Origin of the sequence: Chryseolinea sp. T2 (assembly GCF_037203685.1) — a bacterium.
In the GTDB taxonomy this organism is placed as follows: Bacteria; Bacteroidota; Bacteroidia; order Cytophagales; family Cyclobacteriaceae; genus Chryseolinea.
In genome coordinates, this window is record NZ_JBBCAU010000001.1 from 1,153,985 (window position 1) to 1,179,167 (window position 25,183).

Below are 25,183 nucleotides of genomic sequence, written 5' to 3' on the forward strand. Positions count from 1 at the left end.
CGCAGAGTTTGACTGACTAGTCTTCCACTATATCCTTGTTCCTTTCATCACTGAACTGCCAGTTCAACGCAAGCGCAGCACTGATCAATCCCAGATGTGTGAAAGCCTGGGGAAAGTTGCCCAGGTGCTCACCCTGCAGTCCCAGCATTTCAGAATAAAGTCCGAGGTGATTTGCGTATCCCAACATCTTTTCAAAGTACAGCCTGGACTTAGTCAAGTGACCTGCCTTGCATATACACTCGACGTACCAGAATGTACACATTGAAAATGTCCCTTCAGCACCGGATAAACCATCGAGCTTGTCGTTGTTTCTATAGCGATAAACAAGTGAATCTGATACGAGTTCGCTTTCGATTCTATTTAAGGTGGAAAGCCATCGCGGATCTTTTGGGCTGATGAACCTTATCAATGGCATTAGCAGTGTAGCGGCATCGACGGTGTCGGCCCCTTTGTACTGAACGAATGTTTGAAGCTTTTCATTCCAGAAGTCTGCATGAATCGAATTGAAGAGTTTGTCTCGTTCTTCTCTCCATTCATTTGGTATCGGATAGGAGTGACTGTCTGCGATTCGGATCGCACGGTCCAGGGCTACCCAGCACATGAGACGAGAATAGAGAAATTCTTTCTTTCCGCCGCGTACCTCCCATATGCCCTCGTCTTTCGCCTGCCAGTTCTTACACACCCAATTCACCTGACGTTAATGTTAAGCCAGAAGTCGTATGATATAGGTTCAGCGTGTTTGTCGAAGAGATAGACAGCATCCAGCAATTCACCATAAATGTCGAGTTGCACCTGATTGTATGCTCCATTGCCAATTCTAACGGGTGCAGATTGTTTGTAGCCTTCGAGATTTTTGAGTTCAGTTTCAAAAAGGTCCTTCTGGCCATCGAGTGAATACATCAAGCGTAAGTTGCCGGCCTCGCCGATATCATTACAACGCTTTTCAACCCAGGCGATGAATTCGCGTGCTTCCTTCTTGTAGCCAAGTTTCAAAAGTGTATACACAGTGAACGATGCATCTCGGATCCAGGTGTACCGATAATCCCAATTCCTGACGCCGCCGACTTCTTCGGGTAGTCCGAACGTTGGCGAGGCTACCATGGACCCGTACTTCTGCGAGATCATCAGTTTAAGCACCAGGGCAGATCGGTTTACCGTTTCCATCCATCGGCCGCGGTATGTGTTTCCGTTGATCCAGTCTTTCCAGAAGTTGATTGTTGCGTATAGGCTGTCATGAGCAAATTGGTTCAAATCGAACTCTTTCTTCTCGTCGTCTTCAACATACTCCAGCATGAACGTTGCCTTCTCGCCGGTCTTTAATTTGAAGCTAGCTGTTGCATCTTGATCACTTAATGAGACTTTCACAGTGGACGTCAGCCGTAGTTTGATGTTTCCTTCTTTACTGTGAAAAGTAACTTGATAGTCGCTTATTTGATCGGCGGTGTGGGCGGCGCGACCATAGTCGAAGCGTGGACAACATTCCGCATTGATGTCGATGTTGCCACGGACACATGACACCGTTCTGACCAATTCCTTACCCACGTTCATTGATTCGACCGGCATGAAGTCGGTGATTTCAGCGATGCCACCTTTGCCAAGGAAGCGCGTAAGCAACACATTGGTGTCGGGTAGATAGAGTTGTTTGTTCTTTAAACCGTTTTCCTTTGGTGAGATCCGGAAGAACCCGCCCTTAGAGGCGTCGATGAGCGAGGCGAATACAGAGGGAGAGTCGAAATCGGGGAAACACATGAAGTCGATGGAGCCGTTAAGGCCCACCAGGGCAATTGTGTTCAGGTCTCCGATGATTCCATAGTTTTCAATTGGCTGGTAGCTGGAGCGCGGTTGCATTGAGGTTGACCTTTAGCAGAGCGCAGCAATGTGTGTGCCATGAGCCGCTCGCACGAATTGCTATACCTCTCTGCTATTCATCGGCCATTCCCCGAATCTGATTCGTCGATCCAGGTCAACATATGTATGCCGTTGACGTTGTTTGTCGCTCTTATTTTCCGACCGGATTCTGATAACCTATTGTTGCATAAAACAACGATAGTGATGAAAATAAGAAGTATGACATGGCAATCTTTCTTGCACCGTGGACTTTTGGTTTCTGCGATTCTGGTAATGAACGCATGCGTAACGGACGACGCCGAACCAGACCCAAAGCCGTCAACCGGATCAGCGGATTTTATTCCCGCCAAAGGACACAAGTATGTGTACAAAGTTGAAAGCGAAGGTGGGTCAGCCGAGGCGACGCGTTGGATTTCTGCCGAAACCGATTCTGTGGGGATCAATGTATCGAATATGTTGACTGAAATCTCCGCATTCGGCCAAGCAATTGTAATCAACGACGCCATCTTTTCAATCAAGGGAAAGACCTACACGCAGATCAAATTGCCCGACGCATGGTATCAGAGCATTCAAATGCTCGATGCTCTTCCTGACATCGAAATTGTGAGCTCGACGACCTTAGGATACCCCGCGTATCTGACAATAGACAATGTTATCAAGGAAGGTAGCAAATTGGAAATTGACGGGCCTCTTCAGCAGGAACAGCACGTAGAGTACACTGATCATGGGAAGGCTGGCAGTATGGCGCAGGTGCTTCTTACACATGCGGGTGCCGCGACCGTTGAAACGCTTAGTCTGGCATCGGGAAGTTTTGTCTGCAGCAAGTTTACCTACAAAGTCGCGAAGACGATCACGATTACCGTCGATGGCAAGACCGATACAATGGATGGTGTTGAGGACATCACACTTTGGGTAGCTCACGGAATTGGGATGGTGAAGCAGGAGAGTAGCGAAGAGTCCGCTATTCTGATGCCCACCGCTACAGGTGGCGTAAAACTGGTGAAGACGAGCTCATCATCTACAACAACGTTACACAACATAAAGTAGGCAACGGAACCCAAGCCAATGAAACAGACGATAGTCAATCCGATACTAAAGGATGAGGTAACATTTACACAGCGTGCAATGCAAACGGATGGCCGTATCACGACACTTAATGTCAGGCTTATGCCCGGTGGCGGTCCGCCGATGCATCGGCACCGCGACTTCGAGGAGACGTTTATTGTCCTCGAAGGTGAACTGACGATTACTCTGAAGAAAGCAACGATTACGCTTCGCGCTGGAGAGGAGTTCACGGTGAAAAGGAATCAGGCACATAAATTCGGAAATGTTTCCAATCAACCTGTTGAGTTCAGTACTGTTATTCGTCCTGGATCGACAGGATTTGAAAATGCTTTGTGCATACTCTACGGACTTGCGCGTGATCGCAGGACACGTCCGGATGGAACTCCTTCAAGCCTTATTGAACTGGCGGTCATCGCCAGGATGAGTGACATGCGTCTTACCGGCATGGCGGCGATGATGTCACCGTTGATGATTTTGTTGTCAATCGTTGGCCGCTTTAAACGCATTGACGAGCAGCTTGTAAACACTTATTGCAGATAGTGACATTTTTCAGATAGCGGAGTCGCCCGCGCGAGTGATGCGAGCACATTGCTCTCAAGTAAGACGAGGAATAGCCGGTGAACCATATTGTTCCCGGCTATATTTTTCTGGCCTTAGCAATGATCTTTAAACAAATTTCAACTGATAGAGATTTGTAAGGACGCTAATCATCGACTGAATCTGTTCGGGAGAAGGTGGTTGAAGTGACTTTGTCACCTTAGGTTCACCTACACACGGTTCACTAAATGCCATGAAATACGCCCACATCGTACCCGGTGTGATCAAATTGAGGAGCCTTGCCTTCTCGCCCAGAATTTTGAAAGAATGGGGAACATTTCGGGGAGCGAAAATGGATTCGCCGGCCTCCAGTTTGACCGACGCGTTACCTATGCGCACTTCCATCTTTCCTTCCAGCACGACAAACGTCTCATCTTCCTGCGTGTGAATGTGTGGAGGAGGCTCGGCGCCAGCCGGCAGCACTAAGTCAAGGATTGCCAGGGATCCACCACTTTGTTCCGGAGAAATGAGCGTTTTGAAATAGCCGCCCTGATAGTTTCTAAAAGCATGCCGTTCCGTCTGAGCAATTGATTTTTTTTCGAGTTCGTTCATCACAGTTATTTTTTCTGCAATGATCCCGGGTTCGGAGTTTGTTTACAATGATTGGAGACGGACGTCGGCTTTTGTCGGCAGAGGCGTTGCTGTACGCTGCTTTTTGCAATGCATTACAACCGTTGAAATCAATTACTGCGGTTGCCCTGGCGGCGACAAGTACTTTGAGACGGTGCTTTTGTAGTTCCTGCCAATCGGAATGTTGTTGCCTTCAATCACGACATAGTTGGGATGATAACTTTCGATCCGGTTCAAGGGGACAATGTAAGACCGGTGGACGCGGAGGAATTCGCCAGACGGCAGTAGCTCTTCCGTGACACTGATTTTTTGTTTCGTGGTGTGTATCTTACCGTCGGTGACGACCTTCACATAATCTCTCACACTTTCGATCCACTTAATTTCCTTCGTGTTCAGCTTTACCAGGCGTCGCTCTATTCGAAGGTAAAGAAAGTGATCCATCGACATGCTGTTGGACTCGGAACCAGTTTGAATAGCAGGTAGTGACTGCGTTGGCAGTTGTTCAGATCGTTCCAGAGCGATTACTTTATCAACTGCGCGCAGGAAACGATCAAATGCTACAGGTTTCATCAAGTAGTCAACTGCGTTCAGGTCGAACCCTTCTACAGCATATTCCTGAAAGGCCGTTGTGAATACGATCCAGGGTGGGTGCTTTAAACTTCTGGCGAGGTCGGTACCCGAAAGTCCTGGCATTTTCACGTCCAGAAACAGTAAATCAACTTCTTCCTGCTGAATAATGTGAAAAGCCTCAATGGCATTATGGCACGTGCCTACAACCTCCAGGGTTGATATTTGCTCTGCATATTTTCTGATGATTTCGATGGCATGTGGTTCGTCATCCACGATGAGTGTCCGGATCTTCATTCAAGTTCAGCTTAGCGTGAGTTTTAATTCCACCACAAATACATCCTCCTCATCGTGCACGCGAAAGCTGTGCCGGCCCGGATACAATAGCTGAAGCCGCTTGCGCACGTTGGCGAGCCCTATGTGCGTACCTGAGGGTTTTAAAGCGCTCGACTGAGTATCGGGCTTACTATTGCTTACTTTGAAGGTAAAGTCGCTTCCGTTCAGGAGCAAGTCGATGTTGATCCACGGAGTGCCTATGGTTTCGCTAGCTCCGTGTTTGAATGCATTTTCGATCAGAGGCAGCATCAGCAGCGGCGCGATTTCCTGACTATTAACGGTACCCCTAACATTTAGGTTTAGCTCGAGTCGCTCTTCATAGCGGATCTTTTCCAACTCTATGTATGATTGAAGAACTTCTATTTCCTTTTTCAACGATACGTTGGCAGCGGAACCTTCATATAATACATACCGAAGAATCGATGAAATTCTCAGGATCGTTTCGGGTGTGCGAGGCGAATTGTCGAGCGCGAACGCGTATACATTATTCAGTGAATTAAACAGAAAATGCGGATGCAGTTGCGCCTTTAAGGCATCGAGCTCGGCGCGAAGCGCGGCCTGACGACGTTCGAACCACAGCGACACAAATTTCAGACTTATGCCAATCCATACCACCACGTTGCTGCGCTCAAGGGCGTTTACGAAATCCGTCGAAAGCATGAATTGTTGCCACCATGGAAGGTTGATCTCCGGCCATGTGATTTTAAAGTTTCTCTGTTGGTAGAAGTCGAATATGAACGGGTTGACGATGAATATCTCTGCTAACCGGTAAGCAATGACCACGAGAAACATGATGGCGAGTGTTGCGGCAACGGCGGGGATATACTTTCCGGTAAGCAGGAAACGCGGTAAGATCCACCGAACCATCACATAGAAATATCCCATGTGCACGGGCAGCAACATCAGAATTACGAGCAATCCTAAGCCGTAGTGGCCATACGCCGTGCCGTATATTAGCGTAAGCAACGCTCCTGCACATACCCAAAATAGAATATGTTTAACAAGTGGTCGATCAATTAGGGCAATAGCGGACGAGGCCATCCTGCAAAGATAGGCGAGGTCACAGGCCGGATAGTTACCGTAGACAGAAAACCGGTTTCGTCGACGAGTGCGATATTTACCGTCTTCTGATCGAAATGAAGTACAAACCAGCGAGTGACAACGCCGCGATGGAGAACACCTTGGCGATTACCTCCAGGCCAAAATTATCAGAAAGGATGCCCGCCAACCCTGGAAGCAACGCTGCCCCTAACATCGCCATTGAAATTTGCACTCCAATGGCGGTCGCGGTGTGTTCCTTTCCAATTTGTGCAGGCGTTACGGAAATAAGACTGGGGAACACGGGAGCATTTGCAAATCCCAATGTCACAACACCAAGAAGACTTGTTGCTGTCGAAATGTTAAGTGTGAATAGTATAATGCCCGCCAGGATGCCCATAATCGCACCGTTCAGGACTTTGTTCACGGGAATAGCTGTCAATACTATACCGAAGACGATTCGTCCGATTGTTAGAGATCCCCAGTACAGGCTTGTCCATAGACCGGCCTGCTGTTCATCAAGTGCGCGCGACTGTGTTAAGACCGTGAACAGCCACTGACCAAAACCCTGCTCTACTCCGGTATAAAGGAAGAATATGAACATGAATATCCATACGCGTGAGAGTTTCAATGTTTCGAAATACTCAGATCTCGAATGTGCTTCTTCATGCGCTGATACCGTGCCCCACCGACGTTGTGTTGCACCGAATAATACAGCCAGACCAATTTGAATGGTTGCCACAGCAATGTAGCCCTGATACCATTGCATGTCATTGGCGAGCATGAAGGTGACTAACAGTGGCCCGGCCGTTGCACCAACGCCGTAAAAAGCATGCAGCCAGTTGACGGTGCTCGCACTGAATCTCGAAGCAGCAAAAGAATTAATTGATGAGTCGATCGCGCCGCCACCTGATCCGAGGAAAAAGGCGGCGATAATCATTAGATACCAGTAGTCAGTAAATGCATAAGTCAGCAAGCTGAGTGCAGTGATCAGGCAACTGACCGTTAGCAGCGCGCCGAGCGATATCAGCTGCATGATCTTTCCGCTGGTGCTGCTCGTTACAAGGTACCCGCTGGTGAAACTGATCAGTAATGTTCCTAATGCCTCGAGAGGGACATTGCTCCGTGCACTCATGAACGGCCATGCAATACCCAGCAGGCCATCAGGTAGCCCGAGGCTCACAAAGGCCAGATAGGTAACAACGATCAGGAAGACTGATCCTGAAGTTGAGCTTTTACCGGTAGTCTGTTCTGCCATTGATGATAAAATGAAGGATAATAAAGTTAAGATCAAACATTTCTTTCCTTTAATCTTAGAATTGGAGCGTTCATAAAGTGTTTATCTTTCAAGGCAGTCTCATCACATCTACTACTGGTTAAGTTTAGGGAACTCCGAAATTGATCTATTGTTGAGGCTAACAGGGGAATAGTTAGTTCATCCTTCATACTTTTCTCGTTAAAGTATATTGCAACCAAAATCGTGAATCAAAGCATTCAAATCGTACTTGCTCCTTCCATTCTTGGTCTAAAGCCGACTGGAGTTGAACTACTGGCTGCAAGCTTGATTAATGCAGGTCTCGTCCAAGCATTGGAATCGCGTTCACCTATTATCGAGATACCTACTCCAAATGATCGCTACAGTACAGTGCGGGATGGGGAGACACAATGTCTCAATGCCTTCTTTCTCCGTGAATATTCCATTATTCTTGCGGATGCCATTTCAGAACAGATTAAAATAGGAAAGTTGCCGATTGTCTTCGGCGGCGACTGCAGCATATTGTTGGGCAACATGCTTGCCCTGAAAAGTCACGGGGAGTACGGGTTAGTCTTTTTAGACGCACATGCGGACTACTATCTCCCATCCGAATCTCCTACGGGTGAGGTAGCTGATATGGATCTTGCCATCGCGACCGGACGAGGTCCAGATCTGCTCACCAACATCAATGGGTTAAAACCTTATGTGAAGTTGGAGAACGTCATACATATTGGCCAGCGTGATGGCGCCGAGGTAGAGAAATATGGTTCTCAAGACATCAGGCGGACAGCCATGAAGTGTTTCGACCTTGAAAGTATAAGGACAAATGAACTTGATAACATACTGGCAGGTATTTTGGCGATCATGAGTCCGTCGCCGCTTCGATGCTGGTTACATTTTGATACTGATGTTATATCCGACGAGGAGAATCCGGCAGTAGATTACAGACTACCGGGCGGGCTATCCTTTTTGGAAGCAGAGCAAATATTGAAAGTACTGATGCAGACCGGGAAGATTGTCGGAATCAGCGTAACGATTTTTAATCCAACTCTGGATTTATCCGGTAGTATAGCAAAACGCATTTGTGCCTGCCTGAGTGCCGCGATGATCAGCAGCAGTGGCCAAAAACAGCATCCATGATTTTTTTCGGTTTTCAAAACCACTTCATTCTGACAAGATGCTATTACACACGCCGACTTTAAATCAGTGAGTATAGATTTGGAGTAACTTAGTACGTTGGAAAGAACCTCAGCCAATGCGAGAGAGAAATTCAGTTAAGAAGGCAATTATTGAAAACATTGATCAGAAAAGGCGGGATCCCAAAAGTAATTTGGATCGACTCGAGTTTTTGATTAACTCCGTCCCTGATTCCGATACATTTGAATTAGAGGAACCAATCCTACTGAGAAATTCGTGGCGAAAGAAAGCCGCCAACTACCTCTGGTTGGCGTTGTTCGGTTGCTTTTTCATATACTCCATGTTTAAATATGGATTCAACTTCAACTCCTGGTGGTCCTGGATAATATTGGTACTGGTCCTGATAGCAACGATCACTCTTTTTCGGCAATTTTTTGAGAACAAATTGATACTGGAGATTTCGTCTGAAGGTCTTACTATTGATGACTACATTTTCAATAAATGGCCGGATATAGAGTTTCTGTATTTCAAAACTGAGTATAATGGGGAGGGAGAATTTGTCGGTACTTATCTGGTAGAGAAGCTAAAAAATGAGTATGAGCATCAGGTATTGATTAGCGATTTGGTTTGGTCTAAGGAAGAGCTGGGAGAGATGTTGTATCGGTGTATGAGGAGATACCAAACAAACTAGCCAATTTTTTGACATGAGTCAGGCACCGTGACGATTTGGACTCCACTGTGTAGTATTTACCACGGTCCGACGTACGATCCATTGTCTATTGCGATGAATATTTAGGATCGCGCGCAATTGGGAGTAGACCTGGACACTGGTACGATTTTGTGATCTGTTGAGAGAGATTTGTTCAACCAAACTTTTATCAACGATGAAAACTCTTGCATCAGGTGTGCTGGTATTGATGATCAGCTTTTGCGCCGCCTGCACATCACGGAACAGTGAACAGGCAACTTCCCCAACATCGCCCGAAGATCAGGTGGTACCTAACGATGTTGCCGATAGTCTAAAGGCCGACTCAATAGGACAACACGCAGATACAGCTTCATTGCGGCGATAGATCAGGCAGAGCCTATCGAGATCCGGAAGCGTTTCAATTGCCGAAATACAGGCTGGCGTGCTTGACCTTGTCAATTTGTAAGTTTTGTAGGTTGTAGGCATTAATGTGCTGCGTTAAGGTGCGCCCTGGTTTGTGCCGGGACCAATGAAACGATTGAAACATATGCTTGAAAATCCACGAAAGGTGTTATAGCAGCCTCTATTCACTGTCTGTCGGTAGCACACATAGTTCGGGGTGACAATCGCGTAATATGTGCTAGGAGAATTTTATGAAGCACGTATACAGCAAGAACACCCTTTTCCTGATGTTAAGTTTGATATTTATCTCAGGATATTCGCAGAAGAAAACCCCCACCTCAGCAACGTTGGAGAATCCGTTCCGGAAATTCATTGGGGAATGGACTTTAAAGAATGACGACTGGTCTCAAAACTGGGGCAATGGAACAGAAAAAATAAAGATTCCTCATCACCACACCATTTGTAAAGAACTAAATACGACGAACAGTCTTCTGGCGGTCATCGATGGAACGCCTCCCTACGGCCATATCTTTTGGTCATATAATCCTGTTAAAAAGGAAGTGGATCATTTATCAAGCTTCGGGACCAGCAGGGCAGGAGTTGGCAAGGGATCAGTGAATGAAAATGGCGATGTATCATTAAAGATCACTTTTGCCGACGAACCGGACGGGACGTACCGGCTATATACCTACAAGTGGATATCCGAAAATGAATACGATTTGATGTCTGTTCAGTACGATGCGAACGGCAATCCAACTGGATTTTTTTATGGAGGAACGTTCGTAAGAGTAAGTGTAGAGAAATAATTGGATCATGCTCGCTTAGATGTGAGAGACATTTTTTGATCGATACTGTGCAGTCAGTAGGCAGGACATATATTTTCGACTGTGTGTTTGACTGAGGCCAGATTGAAACGTGTACAAGGAGAATGAGATTGCCGCTTTCTTTCGATTGAACGGAATTTTAATTGAAACACTAGCTACTGTTACCACGAACGGCCCACGAGACGTTATTATTTCCAGTTGTCTTCTGTTAACATTCATAGTTGGTAGGTTCTATTTTTTAAAAAGTGTTGTCGTTTACCGGCTCCATTGACGGCCAATCGCGGCGAAGAAGCTTATCGATCCATAGTATTTCATGACGGCATCAAACTCTGTTAGTTGATCAGACTGAAACGTGGAATAGTTCATTTGATATTGCGCCTTGAAATTCTTGAATCCTACCCGCAGCGTTATTCCGGGCTCAAAAACAAACGTGGTGGCCATTTCATTGAAGTAGTTGCGCACATCGTCGCGATATGATGCAGTGTTGGAAAGGTAGTCCACTACACCAAGCCGGGGCGTGAATGCCGCTTCGACAACCCTACCACTGAATCCTATGGAAGGCTGTAGAAAATACTTCATGAATTTTGCATCGATCGTCTCATACGTTGCTTCGTTGTCGATCGCGCCATAGCCAATACCTGCAAAGAGTTCGGCGGCAAAGTGTGAAACGGGATTGTACGTAAACAGACCGCCGCCAACCTCAAAGTAGTTCGCGTTGACATTCCAATCGCCTTCGCTGTCCACGTGATAGTAGTTCGCAAAGAGTGCTACATTGGAATCAATCGCTACTGCCGTCTGAAAGGCAACACCAGGGTTTGGAATTTCGGTGGGAACGAATGCCTCTGAGGTGCTGCCAGCGGACATCAAGCCGCCGTTCACGACGACCTCACCTTTATTGTGGAACAACGGTACGTTCTGACCAACGGTTGAATAAAATGCCGGCGTGCAAGATGTCAACAACAGGGGGGCTACCCAAACGACATGCAGAAACTTAGGAGGCATAGGTCTGTCTTTGTTGCCCAAATATCAGTCGCGTTAAGGCGACGGAGGGTCTTGATCAACGCAAGGGGCCGGATGAGACTTTTGCAGTTTTTGCCAGAGGCCCTTTTCTTTTCCGGATCATTTGCAACTCTTGCCAATGGACAGCCTTTGAACTTATTATCAATAGCGGGATACAGGGATGTTATTTGGAACTAGTCCTGAAATTTTGTATTGAGATCTGTAAAAGATACTTAGGAGAAACGTTAGATACCGCAGAGGACTTGCGTATAATACAAACTTTGCTGGCTACAGAAAGAATCCTGGTGGCGGTTTTGGTGATAAGTATCAATTCTTCTGTAATTTCATTCGAAGGATCAAAAGTATTAACATTATGATATCAGGGGTTCATACAATCATTTATTCGAAAAACGCAGAAGCCGACAAAGCGTTTTTCCGCGAAGTTTTGAAACTGACAAATGTTGATGTTGGTCACGGATGGCTCATTTTCGGACTTCCGCCTTCAGAGCTTGCCGTGCATCCATCAGAAGGCAGCCAGCACCATGAGATTTATTTGATGTGTGAGGATGTAAACGCCTTCGTTCGGCAAATGAACGATCACAAAGTTGCTTGTAGTGAAGTGAGAGACGAAGGGTGGGGACTGTTGACTGAGCTCACATTGCCGGGCGGTGGTAAGCTTGGCGTTTATCAACCAAGACACGCCAGACCAGGGCCAATGTGAAATGCGAGGCTAAATGAATTCTATGAAGGCGGGATTGAATTTTGGCGACGTAATGTTCATCAGCCATCTATGAAGCAACTTCCAATGGTCATTTATATCTTGTCGGGGTTGTTCCTTGGTTTGACTTTGATATACGGACAAATCAATGTTGACATTCAGTTAAATGAAGCATATTATGTAGTGTACCTTAGGTTTCTGACAATTCCCGCGATGATCTTATTATTGGCGCAGGGAATTGTCTATACCAGAGCAATAAGCACAAAGAGATCTCCTAATAAATATCTAGCCCTGTTTTATTTGGCGGGTACAATAATTTCAGTTGCCGGGATTGCATTTAAAGTATTTCAAAGTTACGCGCAGTTCAGCGGCAAGTCTTACTACATCTGGACTGAATTTGAGTCCGGGTCGGTCGCGGGATTTGTAGTCCTGTATGCGTTATCGCAAATTGGATATCTGTTGAGCTTGCTTTTTGCAAAGGAGGAGGATTTGACATAGATGGTGAGTTTGATGTCACTCTCATTTTTTCTTACCCCAGTTGCTCTCCATCTTTTTGTAAGCGGCCTTTGAGACCGTAGACTTCTTTTTACTTTTCGAAGTTCCGCTTTTCTTTTTCGCATTGATATTGTTGACCAGCGAGTTCTTTACACCGAGTTTGTTTTTCTTCGTGGCAGCCGATTTTGTGGATGATCTTTTTGGCTTTGCTGACTTCCTTGATTTACGCGAAGTTTTCTTTGCTGGTGCCATTAGAGAAAAGTTTGAACGAAGGTAGATGTTTTGGCATAGAGAGGAAAGGAATTCGGGTCCTGTGAATTCGTGATTCTTCAATTGTGTATGGGTTGCGCATGATGAAAGGTTGGATTTATTAGTGCTGCATACGGCACACGCATGGCGTGTAATCGAATCTTGTGTAATTGATTGAAGATTCCTATTGAATCTTATAAACGTTAGATGCTATTCACCTATGATCCTAAAGGGATTTGATTGATTGTTAACTTATCTCGTGAAAACTTAGTGCTCTGCTAACCTAAGCTTAACAGAGATAGTCATTTCCATACTCTCCTCCTCTTTAGTTTTGGGCCTCGTTTAGCCGTCGTTCGGCGTAACGGGAATACATCCAATCAAACCTTTAAAACTTTAGTATGAAAAAATTGTACAAGCTGCTTTGTGCATGCCGACCACTACCGCCATTTGGGTTAACATCCTCATTGGTAGTTGGACTGCTCCTCGTTCTCATCCTGCCATCGCAGGGCGTGATGGCGAAAGCCTCCGTGTATCTTCAGTCAAAAATTGTGACCGGAAGAATTATCGATGAACAGGGTGTAGCGATGCCAGGAGTGAACGTTCTTGAAAAGGGCACTACGAATGGAACAGTGAGTGATGCAAACGGTGACTACAAGCTGAATGTGGCATCATCGAATGCTGTTTTGGTTTTCAGCTTCGTTGGTGCTGAAACAAAGGAAGTTGTTGTGGGTGATCAGTCGGAGATCTCTGTGACGTTGCCTGCCAGTGCGTTGTCTTTGTCGGAGGTCGTTGTTATTGGTTATGGTACGCAGAAGAGATCAGATGTGACGGGCGCCATCTCTTCTTTAAAGAGTGAAAGCTTCAATCAGGGTGTTGTTACAAACCCAGGTCAGCTTTTGCAGGGAAAAGTTGCTGGCGTAAACGTTACCACTGCAAGTGGCGAGCCTGGTTCTGCACAAAACGTGATCATCCGTGGTGTGGGCAGTTTGCGTTCAGGAACACAGCCGCTTTATGTGATCGATGGCTTCCTGCTAGACAACGCATCGCAGGGCTTCGACACCAACCCACTTAACTTTCTCAACCCAAGCGACATTGAAAGCATGGACGTGTTGAAGGATGCCAGCGCTACCGCCGTGTACGGATCAAGAGCGTCGAATGGTGTAGTGGTGATAACGACGAAGAAAGGTAAGTCAGGCAAGACGCAAATGAACTTGTCGGCATCAACTGCGTGGTCTTCTGTGTCAAAGAAAATTCCCGTGTTCTCTTCGGATGAGTTCCGCACCGTTGTTCCAGCGGAAGGCGGAAACCTGGTTGACCTCGGTGGTGATACTGACTGGCAGAAGGAATTGACTCAAACAGGAGTATCGAGCCAAATCGATTTCTCCATTGGCGGGGCAGCCACTGAAAAGTTCTCTTATTATGCTTCGGTTGGCGTTCAGGACCAGGAAGGTATTCTGAAGACGAGCGATCTGAAACGTTATTCAGGTAAGCTGAACATGAATCAGAAGGCATTCAATGGTCGCCTGAGCATCGACTACAATCTCGTGGCCTCTCATACTGAAAACCTGCGGCCGAATATTAATTCGACTATCAGCGACATGCTTGCGTTGAATCCAACAATTCCGGCATATACTAACGGTGAGCCTACCCTGCTGACAACAAACGCTCTCAACCCGTTGAAGCGGTACGAGATCTACAGCGATAAGGCGCTCAACAACCGCATTCTTGCAGCCATTTCTCCTTCAATTGAGATTCTCGACGGCCTTGTTTATAAGCTCAACCTTGGTGTCGACTATTCAACAACAACACGGGATCAGCAGTATGAGCCTTATCCGGCTGTTGTGAACGAGTCAAACGTTTCAAATGGTGCATTGACTACAATTCTGGCCGCGAATACCAATAAGCTGGTAGAAAACACACTTACCTACAACTGGCACAAGGACGTTCACAACGTGACCCTATTGGCCGGACATTCGTACCAGAGCTTCCTTGAGGAGAACAGAACCTTTAACTACGCAGGATTCGCTAATAACAATATCGAGCCTAAATATCAGGACCAGACCAGCTCAACTACGTATCCAACCTCGGTGAATGCGTCGGCGGTTAAGAACGAGCTGCAATCGTATTTCGGACGTGTGAATTATTCCTTTAACGACAGGTATCTGCTTACGGCAACGCTGCGTGCTGACGGATCTTCCAAGTTTGGTGAGAACAACAAGTACGGTTATTTTCCTTCGGTTGCTGTGGGCTGGAACATCACCAATGAAGATTTCATGAGCAGCGGCTCATTCTTCAACAACCTGAAGTTGCGCGGAAGCTGGGGGCAGACCGGTAACCAGGACATTCCTGCCAAGATCACCAAGGCGAGCTATTCGGAAGATAGACTCATCACGGGTAATCAAAGTTTCAATACCTATCCGATTAATCCAACCGCGACTTCCATTTCTGGCTACCCATACGGAATTGTATTCACCCGTTTGGCAAACCCCAATCTGAAATGGGAAGTGTCGACACAGTTCAACGTCGGTTTTGATTTCGCAATCCTTGAGAATCGCCTGAGTGGTAGTGTGGATTACTTCAATAAGGAATCTTCAAATATCCTTTTGGAAGTTACGCCTGCCGATCCTGTTCAGCCAACGGCCACATACTGGAGAAATATTCCCAACATGAAGATCCAAAACAATGGTATCGAATTGGGCCTCGATTATAACGGGACTGCTGGTGGTAGCTTCTCCTATAATATAGGTGGTAATATTACTTACATACAGAACGAAGTAAAGGACTCGCCCTACAAGGTGCTGGCAACGGGTGCTGCGCAAGGTGCCGGCCAGACTGGTGCAACCATCAACGGGTATGTTAACGGTGAGCCTATTGGTGCATTCTATATGCTTCAGTTCGACGGCATTGGCGCCAATGGACTCAACGCCTTCAAGGACATCAACGGAGATGGCGCCATTCTCGATAACGACCGGAGCGTTGTAGGCAGCGCTATTCCTAAGTTCATGTATGCCTATCACCTGAATTTCAAGTACAGGAACTTTGATCTCGGTATTAACTTCAATGGCGTAGCCGGAAACAAAATCTACAACCATACGGCTATGAGCCTTTTCACCAAAGCGCAATTGGCCAAGTCTAATAACACGACTGACTTTGCTATTCAGTATCCGAACGAGTCTACTTCAAACTCCAACACGGTTTCCACGCGCTACCTGGAGAACGGCTCTTTCATGAGATTGAACAACGCGACACTTGGTTACAATCTATCTGCTGATAAGATCGGATTGTCGAATGTGTTCCAAAGCGTGCGTGTAGCAGTGACGGGCCAGAATCTGTTTACCGTTACAGACTATTCCGGCTTTGATCCTGAGATCAACACAGGATCAGCTATATCCGGAATTTCTACATTCGGGATAGACTACTTCACCTACCCTAAGGCGCAAACATTTTTGGTCAGCCTGAATGTAACATTCTAGAACAGAGATGAGCATCCACCCATCACGGATTACCAGGATGAATGACATGCTCAACTTTTCTAAAACCAACAATTACATAGTTTAATATGAAAAATATAAGATTCAATAGAGCACTACCCATAGCCATGGTGTTGCTAGCGTTTGTCGGCTGTACGTCACTGGAGGAGGAAATACTCGATGAGTCACTGACAGGTACCGGTCAGGCGGAAGTGGTCAGTGGTTCGATCGCGCCTGTTTATGGACTTCTTCGTAACGTATGGTTTCATACCGTGAATTTCGGACTTCAGGAAGTTGCTTCGGATGAAGCCATCCTTCCCTATCGCGGCGGTACCGATTGGTATGATGGAGGTAAGTTCATCGCTGTTCACCAGCATCTCATGACTCCCAGCAATGCGCTTGTATCTGATACATGGACGAACATCACCTTGTGCCTGTCAAGAGCGGTTCTGGCTGAAGAAAGACTTAGAGTAGAAGCTGAGAAAGGCACTCCTGATGCGCAGGATGCACTTTATGAAATGATTGCCATGAATGCTTACCTCAACATGCTGGCACTCGACAACTGGGGACTCGTTTTCAAGAAAGAACGTTCAGATGAAGTATCTGAAATTTTGAGAGGACAGGAAGCGGTTAGTTATATTGAGCAAAAGCTGTTGTCAGTAGTTGATGTGATGAGCAACAACATCAACCCAGGCCGGCTCACTAAAGATGCTGTGAGTGGTTTACTCGCCCGTCTTTATCTGAACGCTGCCGTTTGGCGCGATCCGTATGGCACTCCTAGCTTTAAGAAGGAAGATATGGATAAGGTGATTCAGTATACTAACAACATTATTGGCGGAAATCACGCGTTGTCTCCTGAATACTTCGATATTTTCAGCGATAACAATCACACCAACACAGAACTAATTTTCGCACTCGATCAAAGAGGTGTGCTTGAAAGTGAGAACAGCAGATGGGCATATTGGCCAATCTCCGGAGATCAGGTTCCAAGACCGGAGTTCCCAAGCACGAGAGGTACGGACGCAACGGCCGCTACTCCCGACTGGATTGCAACCTGGAGCGATGCCTATGGAAGTGTTGACGCTGCCGAAGCGGATGCACGCTTTTTCAAGAGAAATACCGTAATACCTGAGGACCTCAAAGATCTCACAGGTATAAATCCCACAAATGATGTGAATCACTACTATTGCGTTAAGGCTACTGATTTCGAAATCGACCGTGGAATACAACGTGGTATCATCTGGGGTCCCCGAAAGGATCCTGCTGGTAACATCATGAAGTGCGACGATGGATCTGTAAAGATTTATCCTGTTATCAACAGAAGAACAAGTGGAGCAAACCTGAAGTATGTTGATCACACTCTCCAAGTTGATTTTAGCGCTGCGGGTAGTCTGCACAACACAGGTCACAGATTTTCCAAATATCAATTCAGCCATACCGCTACGAACTGCTGCTCGTACAGTAGCGTTGACGTTGTATTGCTTCGTTTGGGTGAGATCTATCTGATGCGCGCTGAAGCGAAGTTGAGAAATGGTGATATTGCTGGTGCGTTGGCTGATGTCAATACACTGAGAACTTCAAGAAATGCCCGCGTGAATCAGATTCCTCCTGCGCTGGCTAATATTGATTTGGATATTCTCTTCCGCGAGAGTGGATTCGAGCTTTATTGGGAAGGACTCCGCAGAACTTATCAGATCAGGTTTGGAAAGTACGAAGGAGGCTGGACGGGTAAGACGGATGCTGATGTTCACAAGCGTTTGTTCCCGATCCCGCAAAGGGCTATGGATGGAGCGTCTAGCATGCCTGGCTTCCTGGAGCAAAACCCTGGATATTAACACTCTGGTTTGCATTTTATATTTAGAGTTTTACATTTTTTCGGTTAAAATGTTCAAATAACCTGAATGTTCAACTTAAGCAACTTATGATAAAAGGTCGGGGGATAAGTAATCCTTCGACCTTTTTTGGTTGGCATTGTGAAGAGCTTTTATATTTCCAATTGAAAATTCCTTAACACTATTGATACACAATGAATCTCAGTAATAACCATCGTGCACTAACAGTAGTTCTTTGTTTTCTATTTGGTGCAGTTTGTGGTCAGGATCTGAAGATGAACCAGACCCAGGTCATTGGAAGTCATAATAGCTATAAGAGCGGAATTGAAAGACCGTTGATGGAAATGATCATCGCGGATCGCCCTGAAGCAGCGGCGCTGGATTATATGCATCTGCCGATAGCGGAGCAGTTGGACCTGGGCCTCAGGGGACTGGAGATAGATGTGTTGTATGATCCTAAAGGGGGACGGTTTGCGCATCCAAAGGGACTGGAAATGCTCGCCGCGAAAGGCGTAGAAGCGAAGCCTTACAACGCTGAGGCTATGCTGAAGCCTGGTTTTAAGGTGCTTCATGCGCCAGATATAGACTTCAGGAGTCATTGCGCTACATTCAAAGCATGTTTGTTCGATGTCAAAGAATGGTCGAAGGCGCATGGTGATCATCTGCCAGTTGTCATTACAATTAATCCCAAGACATCGGGATTAGACAGGCCGGGGTTTGCAAAGGTTCTTCCGTTTGATAAAAATGTGTTGGATGCGCTGGATAACGAGATTTTAGAAGTTTTTAACGCTGATGAACTGATCACTCCAAAGGCTGTAAAAGGAAAGCTGAAAACCCTTCGAAGCGCGGTGGTTGATAAGGGATGGCCGTCACTTACCAGTGCGCGAGGAAAAGTGCTTTTCGTGTTTGACGCGGGAAAGGAGCTTACAGAGTTGTACATAGCTAACGATGATGATTATGCCAGGCCGATGTTTGCCAACACTACATCGGATCATACGCATGCTGCATTCCTGATCATGAACGATCCAGTCAGGCAGGAAAAGGAAATTGCTGCACTAGTTTCGCAGGGCTTTATGATACGCACACGTTCGGATGCTGATACGAAGGAAGCCAGAACGGGAGACAGGACGAGGTTTGAGGCCGCTATTCGTTCGGGGGCGCAGGTAATCACAACTGACTATTATTTGAAAGCGTTAAGTCCGAACAAGGATTTTGAAATCACCTTTAATGGTAAGTATAGCGAGTGCAATCCGGTGAATGCGAAGTCAGAAAGATGTGAGTTGAGATAGGCGGGAGATTTTGCATTCGCGCTATCCAATGCCGTTCATCATAAATTCAATGTTAATGAGATCAATCATGCGTGATCGATGACGTTAGTCATCACCATAAATCGGTATGCACTATACTTTGGTTATCACTTTCTGCTGGCGTTAATGCGTTAGGCCTGGTAAAGAACTGTCGTTACGCTTTTATTTTAGGTTATACAGGGTACTGCTTTTGTTCAGCGCGAAGTCTTTGTCGGGACTCGTTATTTTTTTATAAGTCCGATAATTCTTATTACCCACATTAGTAAGGAGAGCGGCTACCATGGAATTACAGTTGAATTGTTGTGACTATACAGCAACTGTCACATGGCCGAATCGTGGCAAGCATCGATTTCAACGGAGCATTTTGCTACACGATGTTTATGCGTAAATAAGAACCACGACCATTGACATGCACGTTAAGAGAATAACATTTTAACGCCGAAGAATTTCAACGGGAACCGTCCTAGTGTACCAGTTACACAACAAACTTTTAATTACTCAACAACGCCGAATGGACTAAACCAGAGCCATAAAAAAACCAACTCACACATGAAGACACTTTTATCAAGATTTTTAACATGGATGCTGGCGCCGGGTATATACATACTCACATCGATACCTGCCCTTGGTCAGGGGACGCCGCTAGTGAAGGTCACCTCGGAATCCACAACATCTGTAAGCAATGGAGGATCATTGCCAATTACATTTACCAGGTCGACCACTATACCCACAGTTACCACGAACGTGGCGCCGAATGCTGGTGCGGGTGAGAGCGCGTTTGACTTCGGAACAACTACGGGTAACTACTATGTTCAAAGCACCGTTCCCCTGGATGGACTGAAGAGTCTTTCTGCCTTCACCCTTACCGGATGGTTAAATGCGAAGTCACTAACTGCTGGGAGCGGTGGCAACAGAATTATTTCATGGATTAACAATGGAGGCGATGGTGTGGACCTCGTGCTTCAAAATAATGGAAGCATGCGCTTGGGTGTTGATGCCTGGCCCGATGCTTCTCCGGCTGTCAGCTCAGCGGGCAAGGTGACTGCCAACGCGTCGGCAGCGGCTGCAAACTGGGTGTTCTTCGCTGTGACGTATCAGTCGAACGGGCAGGTGAATTTTTATTTTGGCAACACTGCAAACAATGCGGTACTTGATGTGAGCAGAAGTTATGTAGCACCGGGTGTTACGGGAAGCAACATTGGCAAACTTGCTATCGGGGCGTTCAATGATGCTACTCGAAATTCTGGCACTTATGACAGGATGTTTCGTGGTGTGGTCGATGATGTGAGAGTATACGGATCGGCTCTAAGTGCGACTGATATTGTGAATGTGCAGAGGGCGGGCACAACAGACACAACGAATCCGACGCCGCCGTCAAATTTGAGAGCTACTGTTGTTAACGATAACACTGCCATTAATCTCATGTGGGATGCAGGAAGCGACAACGTGGGCGTTGTTGGGTATGAAATCTTTGACGACGTGGAGTGGCTTGCTACTGTTGGCAATGTGACCAGTCATACGCTGACCGACGTTAACAGGAACAAAACTTATAAATTCATGGTCCGTGCCAGGGATGCTGCTGGAAACTTCTCAACATTCTCGGCACCATCGTTAGTAAATATCACGGGCTTAGTGTCCGGCTATCCATTGGTTTCGTTGTCTTTTGACGATATGGTCAACGGTCCTCCTACCAGTAGTGGGACCGTTGCAGGACTGACTTTCACAACAGGAACAGCACCATCGGGAGCAACTCTGCCCGGTGTTAGCCTGGAAACGCCTCCCTTTGTTGGTGGAAACTTGTCAGTTGATTATGGAACGACACCGACAAATGCCTTTGTGGAAAGTCAAAATCCGATCAATGAACTCAAGAACTTAAGTTCATTTACCATCACTGGCTGGCTGAATTGTAAATCAAATACAGCGGGCTCCGGAGGAAACCGAATCGTGTCGTGGATCAACAATGGTGGAGAAGGTGTCGATCTTGTGTATCAAAATAATGGTAGTCTTCGGTTGGGTGTGGATGGATGGCCCGACAGCTCTCCGGCATTTAGTAATGCGGGAAAGGTAACAACTGATCCCAGCGGACAGCAGAACAACTGGGTGTTTTTCGCAGTGACCTATCAATCGAATGGTCAGGTTCAGTATTATTTTGGAACAAATACCGCCAAGGCAACGCTTGATGCGACGAGAAATTACCCTGGTCCTGGTGTTACTGGAAGTAATATCGGGAAGCTTGCAATCGGTGCCTTCAACAGTGCGACGCGAAATGCGGGCACGTATGACAGGATGTTCCGAGGAGTAATCGACGACGTCAAGGTATTTGGATCTGTGCTCCCATTGACTGACATCATCAAGGTGCAGGGCAAGAACTTAACAGATGTGACACCGCCTACTGTCCCAGGAAACCTTATGGTGACTGGCAAATCTGTTTCGACCATTTCCCTCTCGTGGACGCCATCGACTGATAACGTGGGTCTTGACGTAACACACGGTTACAAGTTGTTTAACAATGGAAACATTATCGCAAATGTCAACGAGTATAACAGCTTTGTGCTGACCGGTCTTGCGCCGTCAACATCGTATAATCTCACGCTTAAAGCCGTAGATGGCGCAGGCAATCTTTCCGCGGCCAGCAATCTCGTCACAGCAACTACGGATGCAACAGGAGTACCGATCCCGATTATCGATACAAAATTTGAAGAAGTCACCGGATCGTATGCGCTTAGCGAAGGTATTCATTCTTACTCACTTACCAGAACTCCCGAGACGCCAGCATCATCTACAAATGTGCCTAACGTTCCGAACGATCTGAGGTCGGTGGATTTCGGTACGACCCCAGGAAACTTCGCTATATCCAGTAATTACCTGATTGGAGACCTGGCTAATCTAAGTTCGTTTACGTTGACCGGATGGGTGAATACACGATCCAATACAACGGGAACCGGCGGCAACAGGATTATGTCATGGACGAACAACGGTGGTGATGGTGTTGACCTCGTCTATCAGAGTAACGGCAGTTTAAGGCTGGGTGTCGACCAACTGGCAGATGCTTCTCCGGCGGTCAGCTCCATTGGTAAAATTACTACTGATCCAAATGCGGGAGCATCGAATTGGGTATTCTTTGCCGTTACATATCAATCTGCAGGTCAGGTTCAGTTCTACTTTGGAAATAATGCAACCGATGCTTCACTCGACGCGACAGTAAACTACACAGGTAGGGGAGCCGTTGGAAGTGTTATTGGTGACCTGGCCTTCGGAGCATTTAACGATGCAAGTCGGACAGACGCAAACTATGCGAACATGTTCCGCGGGCTAATTGATAACTTTAAGATTCATGGGTCTGTTTTGAGTCTTACCGATATCCGGTCAGTGCAGCGAGGCATTTATTCTGATGTGACGGCTCCGACTGCTCCTACAAATCTCACGGCAAGTGAAAACACTGGAACCTCCGTCTGGTTGAATTGGACTGAGTCCACGGATAACGTCGGTGTTGTTGCTTATAACATATACAATGGCACAACACTAATTGCTACGACCCAGGGCCTGTATGGTAGTCAAATACTCTCAGGACTTACACCAGGTCAAAACTATCAATTCAATATTAAGGCACGAGATGCGGCAGGTAATCTGTCGCCGGCCGGTATTATTAATGTTTATACGCCACCAGTACCGCTAATTTATTTACCGTTCAGCTATGAGCCATCTTCAATGATGCCTAACCGCGGATCAATCGGAGGAAGCTTTCTTGCGTTGGAGACCAGCACCAATACACCAAATGGTGGAGGGGCATTTGCCTTGGCAGGAGCCGCGACCAAACTGAACGCAGAGGATATTAGTGATGAGCTCAAAAGCCTAAGTGCATTCACCGTAATGGGCTGGGTCAATAGAACGTCGGCCAGCGGTGGAGATCGCATTGTTGGTTGGATGCCCACCGGAGGCGGCGATGGTGCTGAACTCCTTCTTCAGGCTGATGGAAGACTCAGGCTTGGGGTCGATGGCGTAGCCGAAAGTTCACCGGCAGTCAGCAGTGCCGGGAAAGTCACTGTTGACGCATCTGCATCACCAAATAACTGGACGTTTTTTGCTGTAACGTATCAGGCGAACGGACAGACGCAATTCTATTTCGGAAATAACAACGTCAGCGCTTCCCTGGATGTGACTGTTAACTATCCAGGCCCTGGTACCACAGGTGCGAACATATCGTCGTTCTATCTCAATGCGCCTGCGGGAGGCATCATGGATGAGGTGAGAGTATTCAACTCAGCGTTGTCTCTTCAAGACATCCGTTCTTTTCAATATGGTCCAGAAGACAATATTGCTCCAACTTCACCAGGTCTTCTAACTACTACAAATGTGACTTCTACCTCCATAGCATTACATTGGTCAGAGCTGTCAACTGACAATATCGGTGTTACGAGTTACGATATTTTTAACGGCTCTACTATTGTCGCGCGTGAGGTGGTATATCCTAAAGGCTATGACTATCAGGATCACACTGTCGTCGGTCTAACTCCTGGTACCACGTATAACCTATACGTGAAGGCCCGGGACTCACGAGGTAATTACTCTGCACCTACCAACACCGTTACGGTGACTACTTCGGATGTTTCGCCTATCCCGCTGGTATGGTTGAAACTAGATGAGAACACAGGTACCGTGGCAGGCAATTCGGGATCGTCTGCGGCTTCATTCGTAAGGTCGTCGGGTGTGCCGGCAGCAAGTGACAATGTGCCAACAGGAATTTCCAGTGTCAAGTCGGCCGACTACGGGACATCGAGTGCCAATGCTTACATTGAAAGCACGACATCGGTCACTGATTTAAAAGGTTTGACAGGTTTTACTATTACTGGTTGGGTAAACAACAGATCCAACGTAATGGGTAGTGGTGGAAACCGCATCGTGTCATGGATCAACAATGGTGGTGAAGGTGTTGATCTTGTGTATAAAAACAATGGCAGCCTGCAGCTTGGCGTTGACCAATGGCCCGACTCCTCTCCAGCTACCAGCTCTGCGAATAAGGTAACCACCAATGGAAGTGCCCCAGGTTCGAACTGGGTGTTCTTTGCGGTAACGTATACCCAGGCCGGCACTGTTGAGTTTTATTTTGGAACTACATCGATAGTCGCCTATTTGGATGTTGCAATTGGTTACCCTGGTCGTGGCGCTGTCGGAACTAATACCGGCAAGCTTGCGATCGGTAACTTCAACGATGCAACGCGGAACAATCTTCCTGCATTCGACCGTGTATTCAGAGGCATGATCGATGACATTCGCGTATTCGGCTCTGTACTATCCAAGCAACAGATTATAGACATTCAAGGGTTTGGTGGGGTCGGTGATGCACGCCTGGCCATGACCCCCGAACCACTCATTCAGGACGAGACGATTGACGAGCCTGCTTTGACGCAGAACTATCCTAATCCATTTGCCTCAGGAACGAACATCGAAGTCAACATACCGCATAGCGTGAGGGTTGCAAAACTTACAATAGCTGATCTCACGGGTCGGACGATGCAAAACATCGACATCGAGGGACGTGGACCTACGAGCGTGGCAGTGTCATCGGACGGAATGAACTCTGGAGTTTATATCTACACGCTGTTGACAGATGGAAAGGTTGTCGGATATAAGAGGATGATGGTAAGGAAGTAGTGTGAGGCAGTGAAGAAAATGTAAGTTCGGTTTGAATGGAGGTCGAGGCATTTTGCTTCGACCTCTTTTTTGTGCCGATTGTTAGGTTGCGTTCAAGCCAGATGAGCAGTCTACCTCAAGTGCACCTTCCGGTA

The 25,183-nt window shown here is 46.7% G+C and carries 20 protein-coding genes; 12 read left to right on the plus strand and 8 right to left on the minus strand.

All coding sequences use genetic code 11. The features are described 5' to 3' along the window. Window positions 1-16: 16 nt before the first annotated feature. Both WBG78_RS04655 and WBG78_RS04660 read right to left on the minus strand, forming a co-directional pair. Window positions 17-691, minus strand: coding sequence for a glycoside hydrolase family 15 protein (locus WBG78_RS04655; protein ID WP_337325213.1), 675 nt, complete (start codon window positions 689-691; stop codon window positions 17-19). Then, entirely contained in the window at window positions 688-1,848 is a 1,161-nt protein-coding gene (locus WBG78_RS04660) for a glycoside hydrolase family 15 protein (RefSeq protein WP_337325214.1), read from the minus strand. Before WBG78_RS04660 ends, WBG78_RS04655 begins: the two co-directional genes overlap by 4 nt. Before the next feature lie 204 nt (window positions 1,849-2,052). Between WBG78_RS04660 and WBG78_RS04665 the strand changes: the two genes are divergently transcribed. Together WBG78_RS04665 and WBG78_RS04670 are read left to right on the plus strand one after the other, a co-directional pair. Then, window positions 2,053-2,895 (plus strand): TapB family protein, encoded by an 843-nt coding sequence (locus WBG78_RS04665; RefSeq protein WP_337325215.1) that lies wholly within the window; start codon window positions 2,053-2,055, stop codon window positions 2,893-2,895. Window positions 2,896-2,913: 18 nt separating this feature from the next. Continuing rightward, window positions 2,914-3,453: a cupin domain-containing protein gene (locus WBG78_RS04670; RefSeq protein WP_337325216.1), complete on the plus strand. Its 540-nt coding sequence runs from the start codon at window positions 2,914-2,916 to the stop codon at window positions 3,451-3,453. Between the two features lie 126 nt (window positions 3,454-3,579). On the opposite strand, the gene WBG78_RS04675 is transcribed toward WBG78_RS04670, so the two are convergent. The 4 genes from WBG78_RS04675 to WBG78_RS04690 form a co-directional block, all read right to left on the minus strand. Beyond that, window positions 3,580-4,062, minus strand: a complete 483-nt coding sequence (locus tag WBG78_RS04675) for a cupin domain-containing protein (RefSeq protein WP_337325217.1) — start codon at window positions 4,060-4,062, stop codon at window positions 3,580-3,582. 132 nt (window positions 4,063-4,194) lie between these two features. Further along, window positions 4,195-4,944: a LytR/AlgR family response regulator transcription factor gene (locus WBG78_RS04680; RefSeq protein ID WP_337325218.1), complete on the minus strand. Its 750-nt coding sequence runs from the start codon at window positions 4,942-4,944 to the stop codon at window positions 4,195-4,197. A gap of 6 nt (window positions 4,945-4,950) precedes the next feature. Further along, a complete protein-coding gene (locus WBG78_RS04685) occupies window positions 4,951-6,024 on the minus strand; it encodes a sensor histidine kinase (RefSeq protein WP_337325219.1) in 1,074 nt (357 codons plus the stop codon). 76 nt (window positions 6,025-6,100) lie between these two features. Beyond that, complete coding sequence (locus WBG78_RS04690) at window positions 6,101-7,279, minus strand: MFS transporter (protein ID WP_337325220.1); 1,179 nt, start codon at window positions 7,277-7,279, stop codon at window positions 6,101-6,103. A 222-nt stretch (window positions 7,280-7,501) separates the two neighbouring features. On the opposite strand from WBG78_RS04690, the gene WBG78_RS04695 reads away from it, so the two are divergent. The 4 genes from WBG78_RS04695 (at window position 7,502) to WBG78_RS04710 (ending at window position 10,309) form a co-directional block, all read left to right on the plus strand. Next, window positions 7,502-8,416, plus strand: coding sequence for an arginase family protein (locus WBG78_RS04695; protein WP_337325221.1), 915 nt, complete (start codon window positions 7,502-7,504; stop codon window positions 8,414-8,416). Between the two features lie 115 nt (window positions 8,417-8,531). Beyond that, window positions 8,532-9,104 carry a hypothetical protein gene (locus tag WBG78_RS04700; protein WP_337325222.1) on the plus strand — a complete coding sequence of 191 codons (573 nt, stop codon included), beginning with the start codon at window positions 8,532-8,534 and terminating at the stop codon, window positions 9,102-9,104. Window positions 9,105-9,297: 193 nt separating this feature from the next. After that, window positions 9,298-9,486 (plus strand): hypothetical protein, encoded by a 189-nt coding sequence (locus tag WBG78_RS04705; RefSeq protein ID WP_337325223.1) that lies wholly within the window; start codon window positions 9,298-9,300, stop codon window positions 9,484-9,486. A gap of 268 nt (window positions 9,487-9,754) precedes the next feature. Beyond that, on the plus strand, window positions 9,755-10,309 hold the full coding sequence (locus WBG78_RS04710) for a hypothetical protein (protein WP_337325224.1): 555 nt from the start codon (window positions 9,755-9,757) through the stop codon (window positions 10,307-10,309). 273 nt (window positions 10,310-10,582) lie between these two features. Here WBG78_RS04710 and WBG78_RS04715 read toward each other — a convergent pair whose 3' ends face one another. After that, the gene (locus WBG78_RS04715) at window positions 10,583-11,329 is read right to left on the minus strand and encodes a hypothetical protein (RefSeq protein ID WP_337325225.1); all 747 of its coding nucleotides are present in this window, start codon (window positions 11,327-11,329) and stop codon (window positions 10,583-10,585) included. A 370-nt stretch (window positions 11,330-11,699) separates the two neighbouring features. Between WBG78_RS04715 and WBG78_RS04720 the strand changes: the two genes are divergently transcribed. Beyond that, window positions 11,700-12,047: a VOC family protein gene (locus WBG78_RS04720; RefSeq protein ID WP_337325226.1), complete on the plus strand. Its 348-nt coding sequence runs from the start codon at window positions 11,700-11,702 to the stop codon at window positions 12,045-12,047. Between the two features lie 69 nt (window positions 12,048-12,116). Further along, window positions 12,117-12,542, plus strand: coding sequence for a hypothetical protein (locus tag WBG78_RS04725; protein ID WP_337325227.1), 426 nt, complete (start codon window positions 12,117-12,119; stop codon window positions 12,540-12,542). A 21-nt stretch (window positions 12,543-12,563) separates the two neighbouring features. On the opposite strand, the gene WBG78_RS04730 is transcribed toward WBG78_RS04725, so the two are convergent. Further along, the gene (locus WBG78_RS04730; protein ID WP_337325228.1) at window positions 12,564-12,791 is read right to left on the minus strand and encodes a hypothetical protein; all 228 of its coding nucleotides are present in this window, start codon (window positions 12,789-12,791) and stop codon (window positions 12,564-12,566) included. Between the two features lie 395 nt (window positions 12,792-13,186). Between WBG78_RS04730 and WBG78_RS04735 the strand changes: the two genes are divergently transcribed. The 4 genes from WBG78_RS04735 (at window position 13,187) to WBG78_RS04750 (ending at window position 25,049) form a co-directional block, all read left to right on the plus strand. Then, window positions 13,187-16,261 carry a SusC/RagA family TonB-linked outer membrane protein gene (locus WBG78_RS04735; protein WP_337325229.1) on the plus strand — a complete coding sequence of 1,025 codons (3,075 nt, stop codon included), beginning with the start codon at window positions 13,187-13,189 and terminating at the stop codon, window positions 16,259-16,261. An 86-nt stretch (window positions 16,262-16,347) separates the two neighbouring features. Beyond that, window positions 16,348-18,093: a RagB/SusD family nutrient uptake outer membrane protein gene (locus WBG78_RS04740; RefSeq protein ID WP_337325230.1), complete on the plus strand. Its 1,746-nt coding sequence runs from the start codon at window positions 16,348-16,350 to the stop codon at window positions 18,091-18,093. 191 nt (window positions 18,094-18,284) lie between these two features. Continuing rightward, a complete protein-coding gene (locus WBG78_RS04745; protein WP_337325231.1) occupies window positions 18,285-19,379 on the plus strand; it encodes a phosphatidylinositol-specific phospholipase C1-like protein in 1,095 nt (364 codons plus the stop codon). 567 nt (window positions 19,380-19,946) lie between these two features. After that, window positions 19,947-25,049, plus strand: a complete 5,103-nt coding sequence (locus WBG78_RS04750) for a LamG-like jellyroll fold domain-containing protein (protein WP_337325232.1) — start codon at window positions 19,947-19,949, stop codon at window positions 25,047-25,049. Window positions 25,050-25,183 lie beyond the last annotated feature (134 nt).

Excerpts from the sequence above, each read along its gene's own strand:
- WBG78_RS04660 (WP_337325214.1), bottom strand. The coding sequence starts at position 1,848 with ATGCAACCGCGCTCCAGCTACCAGCCAATTGAAAACTATGGAATCATC.
- WBG78_RS04665 (WP_337325215.1), top strand. The coding sequence starts at position 2,053 with ATGAAAATAAGAAGTATGACATGGCAATCTTTCTTGCACCGTGGACTT.
- WBG78_RS04670 (WP_337325216.1), top strand. The coding sequence starts at position 2,914 with ATGAAACAGACGATAGTCAATCCGATACTAAAGGATGAGGTAACATTT.
- WBG78_RS04675 (WP_337325217.1), bottom strand. The coding sequence starts at position 4,062 with ATGAACGAACTCGAAAAAAAATCAATTGCTCAGACGGAACGGCATGCT.
- WBG78_RS04680 (WP_337325218.1), bottom strand. The coding sequence starts at position 4,944 with ATGAAGATCCGGACACTCATCGTGGATGACGAACCACATGCCATCGAA.
- WBG78_RS04685 (WP_337325219.1), bottom strand. The coding sequence starts at position 6,024 with ATGGCCTCGTCCGCTATTGCCCTAATTGATCGACCACTTGTTAAACAT.
- WBG78_RS04690 (WP_337325220.1), bottom strand. The coding sequence starts at position 7,279 with ATGGCAGAACAGACTACCGGTAAAAGCTCAACTTCAGGATCAGTCTTC.
- WBG78_RS04700 (WP_337325222.1), top strand. The coding sequence starts at position 8,532 with ATGCGAGAGAGAAATTCAGTTAAGAAGGCAATTATTGAAAACATTGAT.
- WBG78_RS04705 (WP_337325223.1), top strand. The coding sequence starts at position 9,298 with ATGAAAACTCTTGCATCAGGTGTGCTGGTATTGATGATCAGCTTTTGC.
- WBG78_RS04710 (WP_337325224.1), top strand. The coding sequence starts at position 9,755 with ATGAAGCACGTATACAGCAAGAACACCCTTTTCCTGATGTTAAGTTTG.
- WBG78_RS04715 (WP_337325225.1), bottom strand. The coding sequence starts at position 11,329 with ATGCCTCCTAAGTTTCTGCATGTCGTTTGGGTAGCCCCCCTGTTGTTG.
- WBG78_RS04720 (WP_337325226.1), top strand. The coding sequence starts at position 11,700 with ATGATATCAGGGGTTCATACAATCATTTATTCGAAAAACGCAGAAGCC.
- WBG78_RS04725 (WP_337325227.1), top strand. The coding sequence starts at position 12,117 with ATGAAGCAACTTCCAATGGTCATTTATATCTTGTCGGGGTTGTTCCTT.
- WBG78_RS04730 (WP_337325228.1), bottom strand. The coding sequence starts at position 12,791 with ATGGCACCAGCAAAGAAAACTTCGCGTAAATCAAGGAAGTCAGCAAAG.
- WBG78_RS04735 (WP_337325229.1), top strand. The coding sequence starts at position 13,187 with ATGAAAAAATTGTACAAGCTGCTTTGTGCATGCCGACCACTACCGCCA.
- WBG78_RS04740 (WP_337325230.1), top strand. The coding sequence starts at position 16,348 with ATGAAAAATATAAGATTCAATAGAGCACTACCCATAGCCATGGTGTTG.
- WBG78_RS04745 (WP_337325231.1), top strand. The coding sequence starts at position 18,285 with ATGAATCTCAGTAATAACCATCGTGCACTAACAGTAGTTCTTTGTTTT.
- WBG78_RS04750 (WP_337325232.1), top strand. The coding sequence starts at position 19,947 with ATGAAGACACTTTTATCAAGATTTTTAACATGGATGCTGGCGCCGGGT.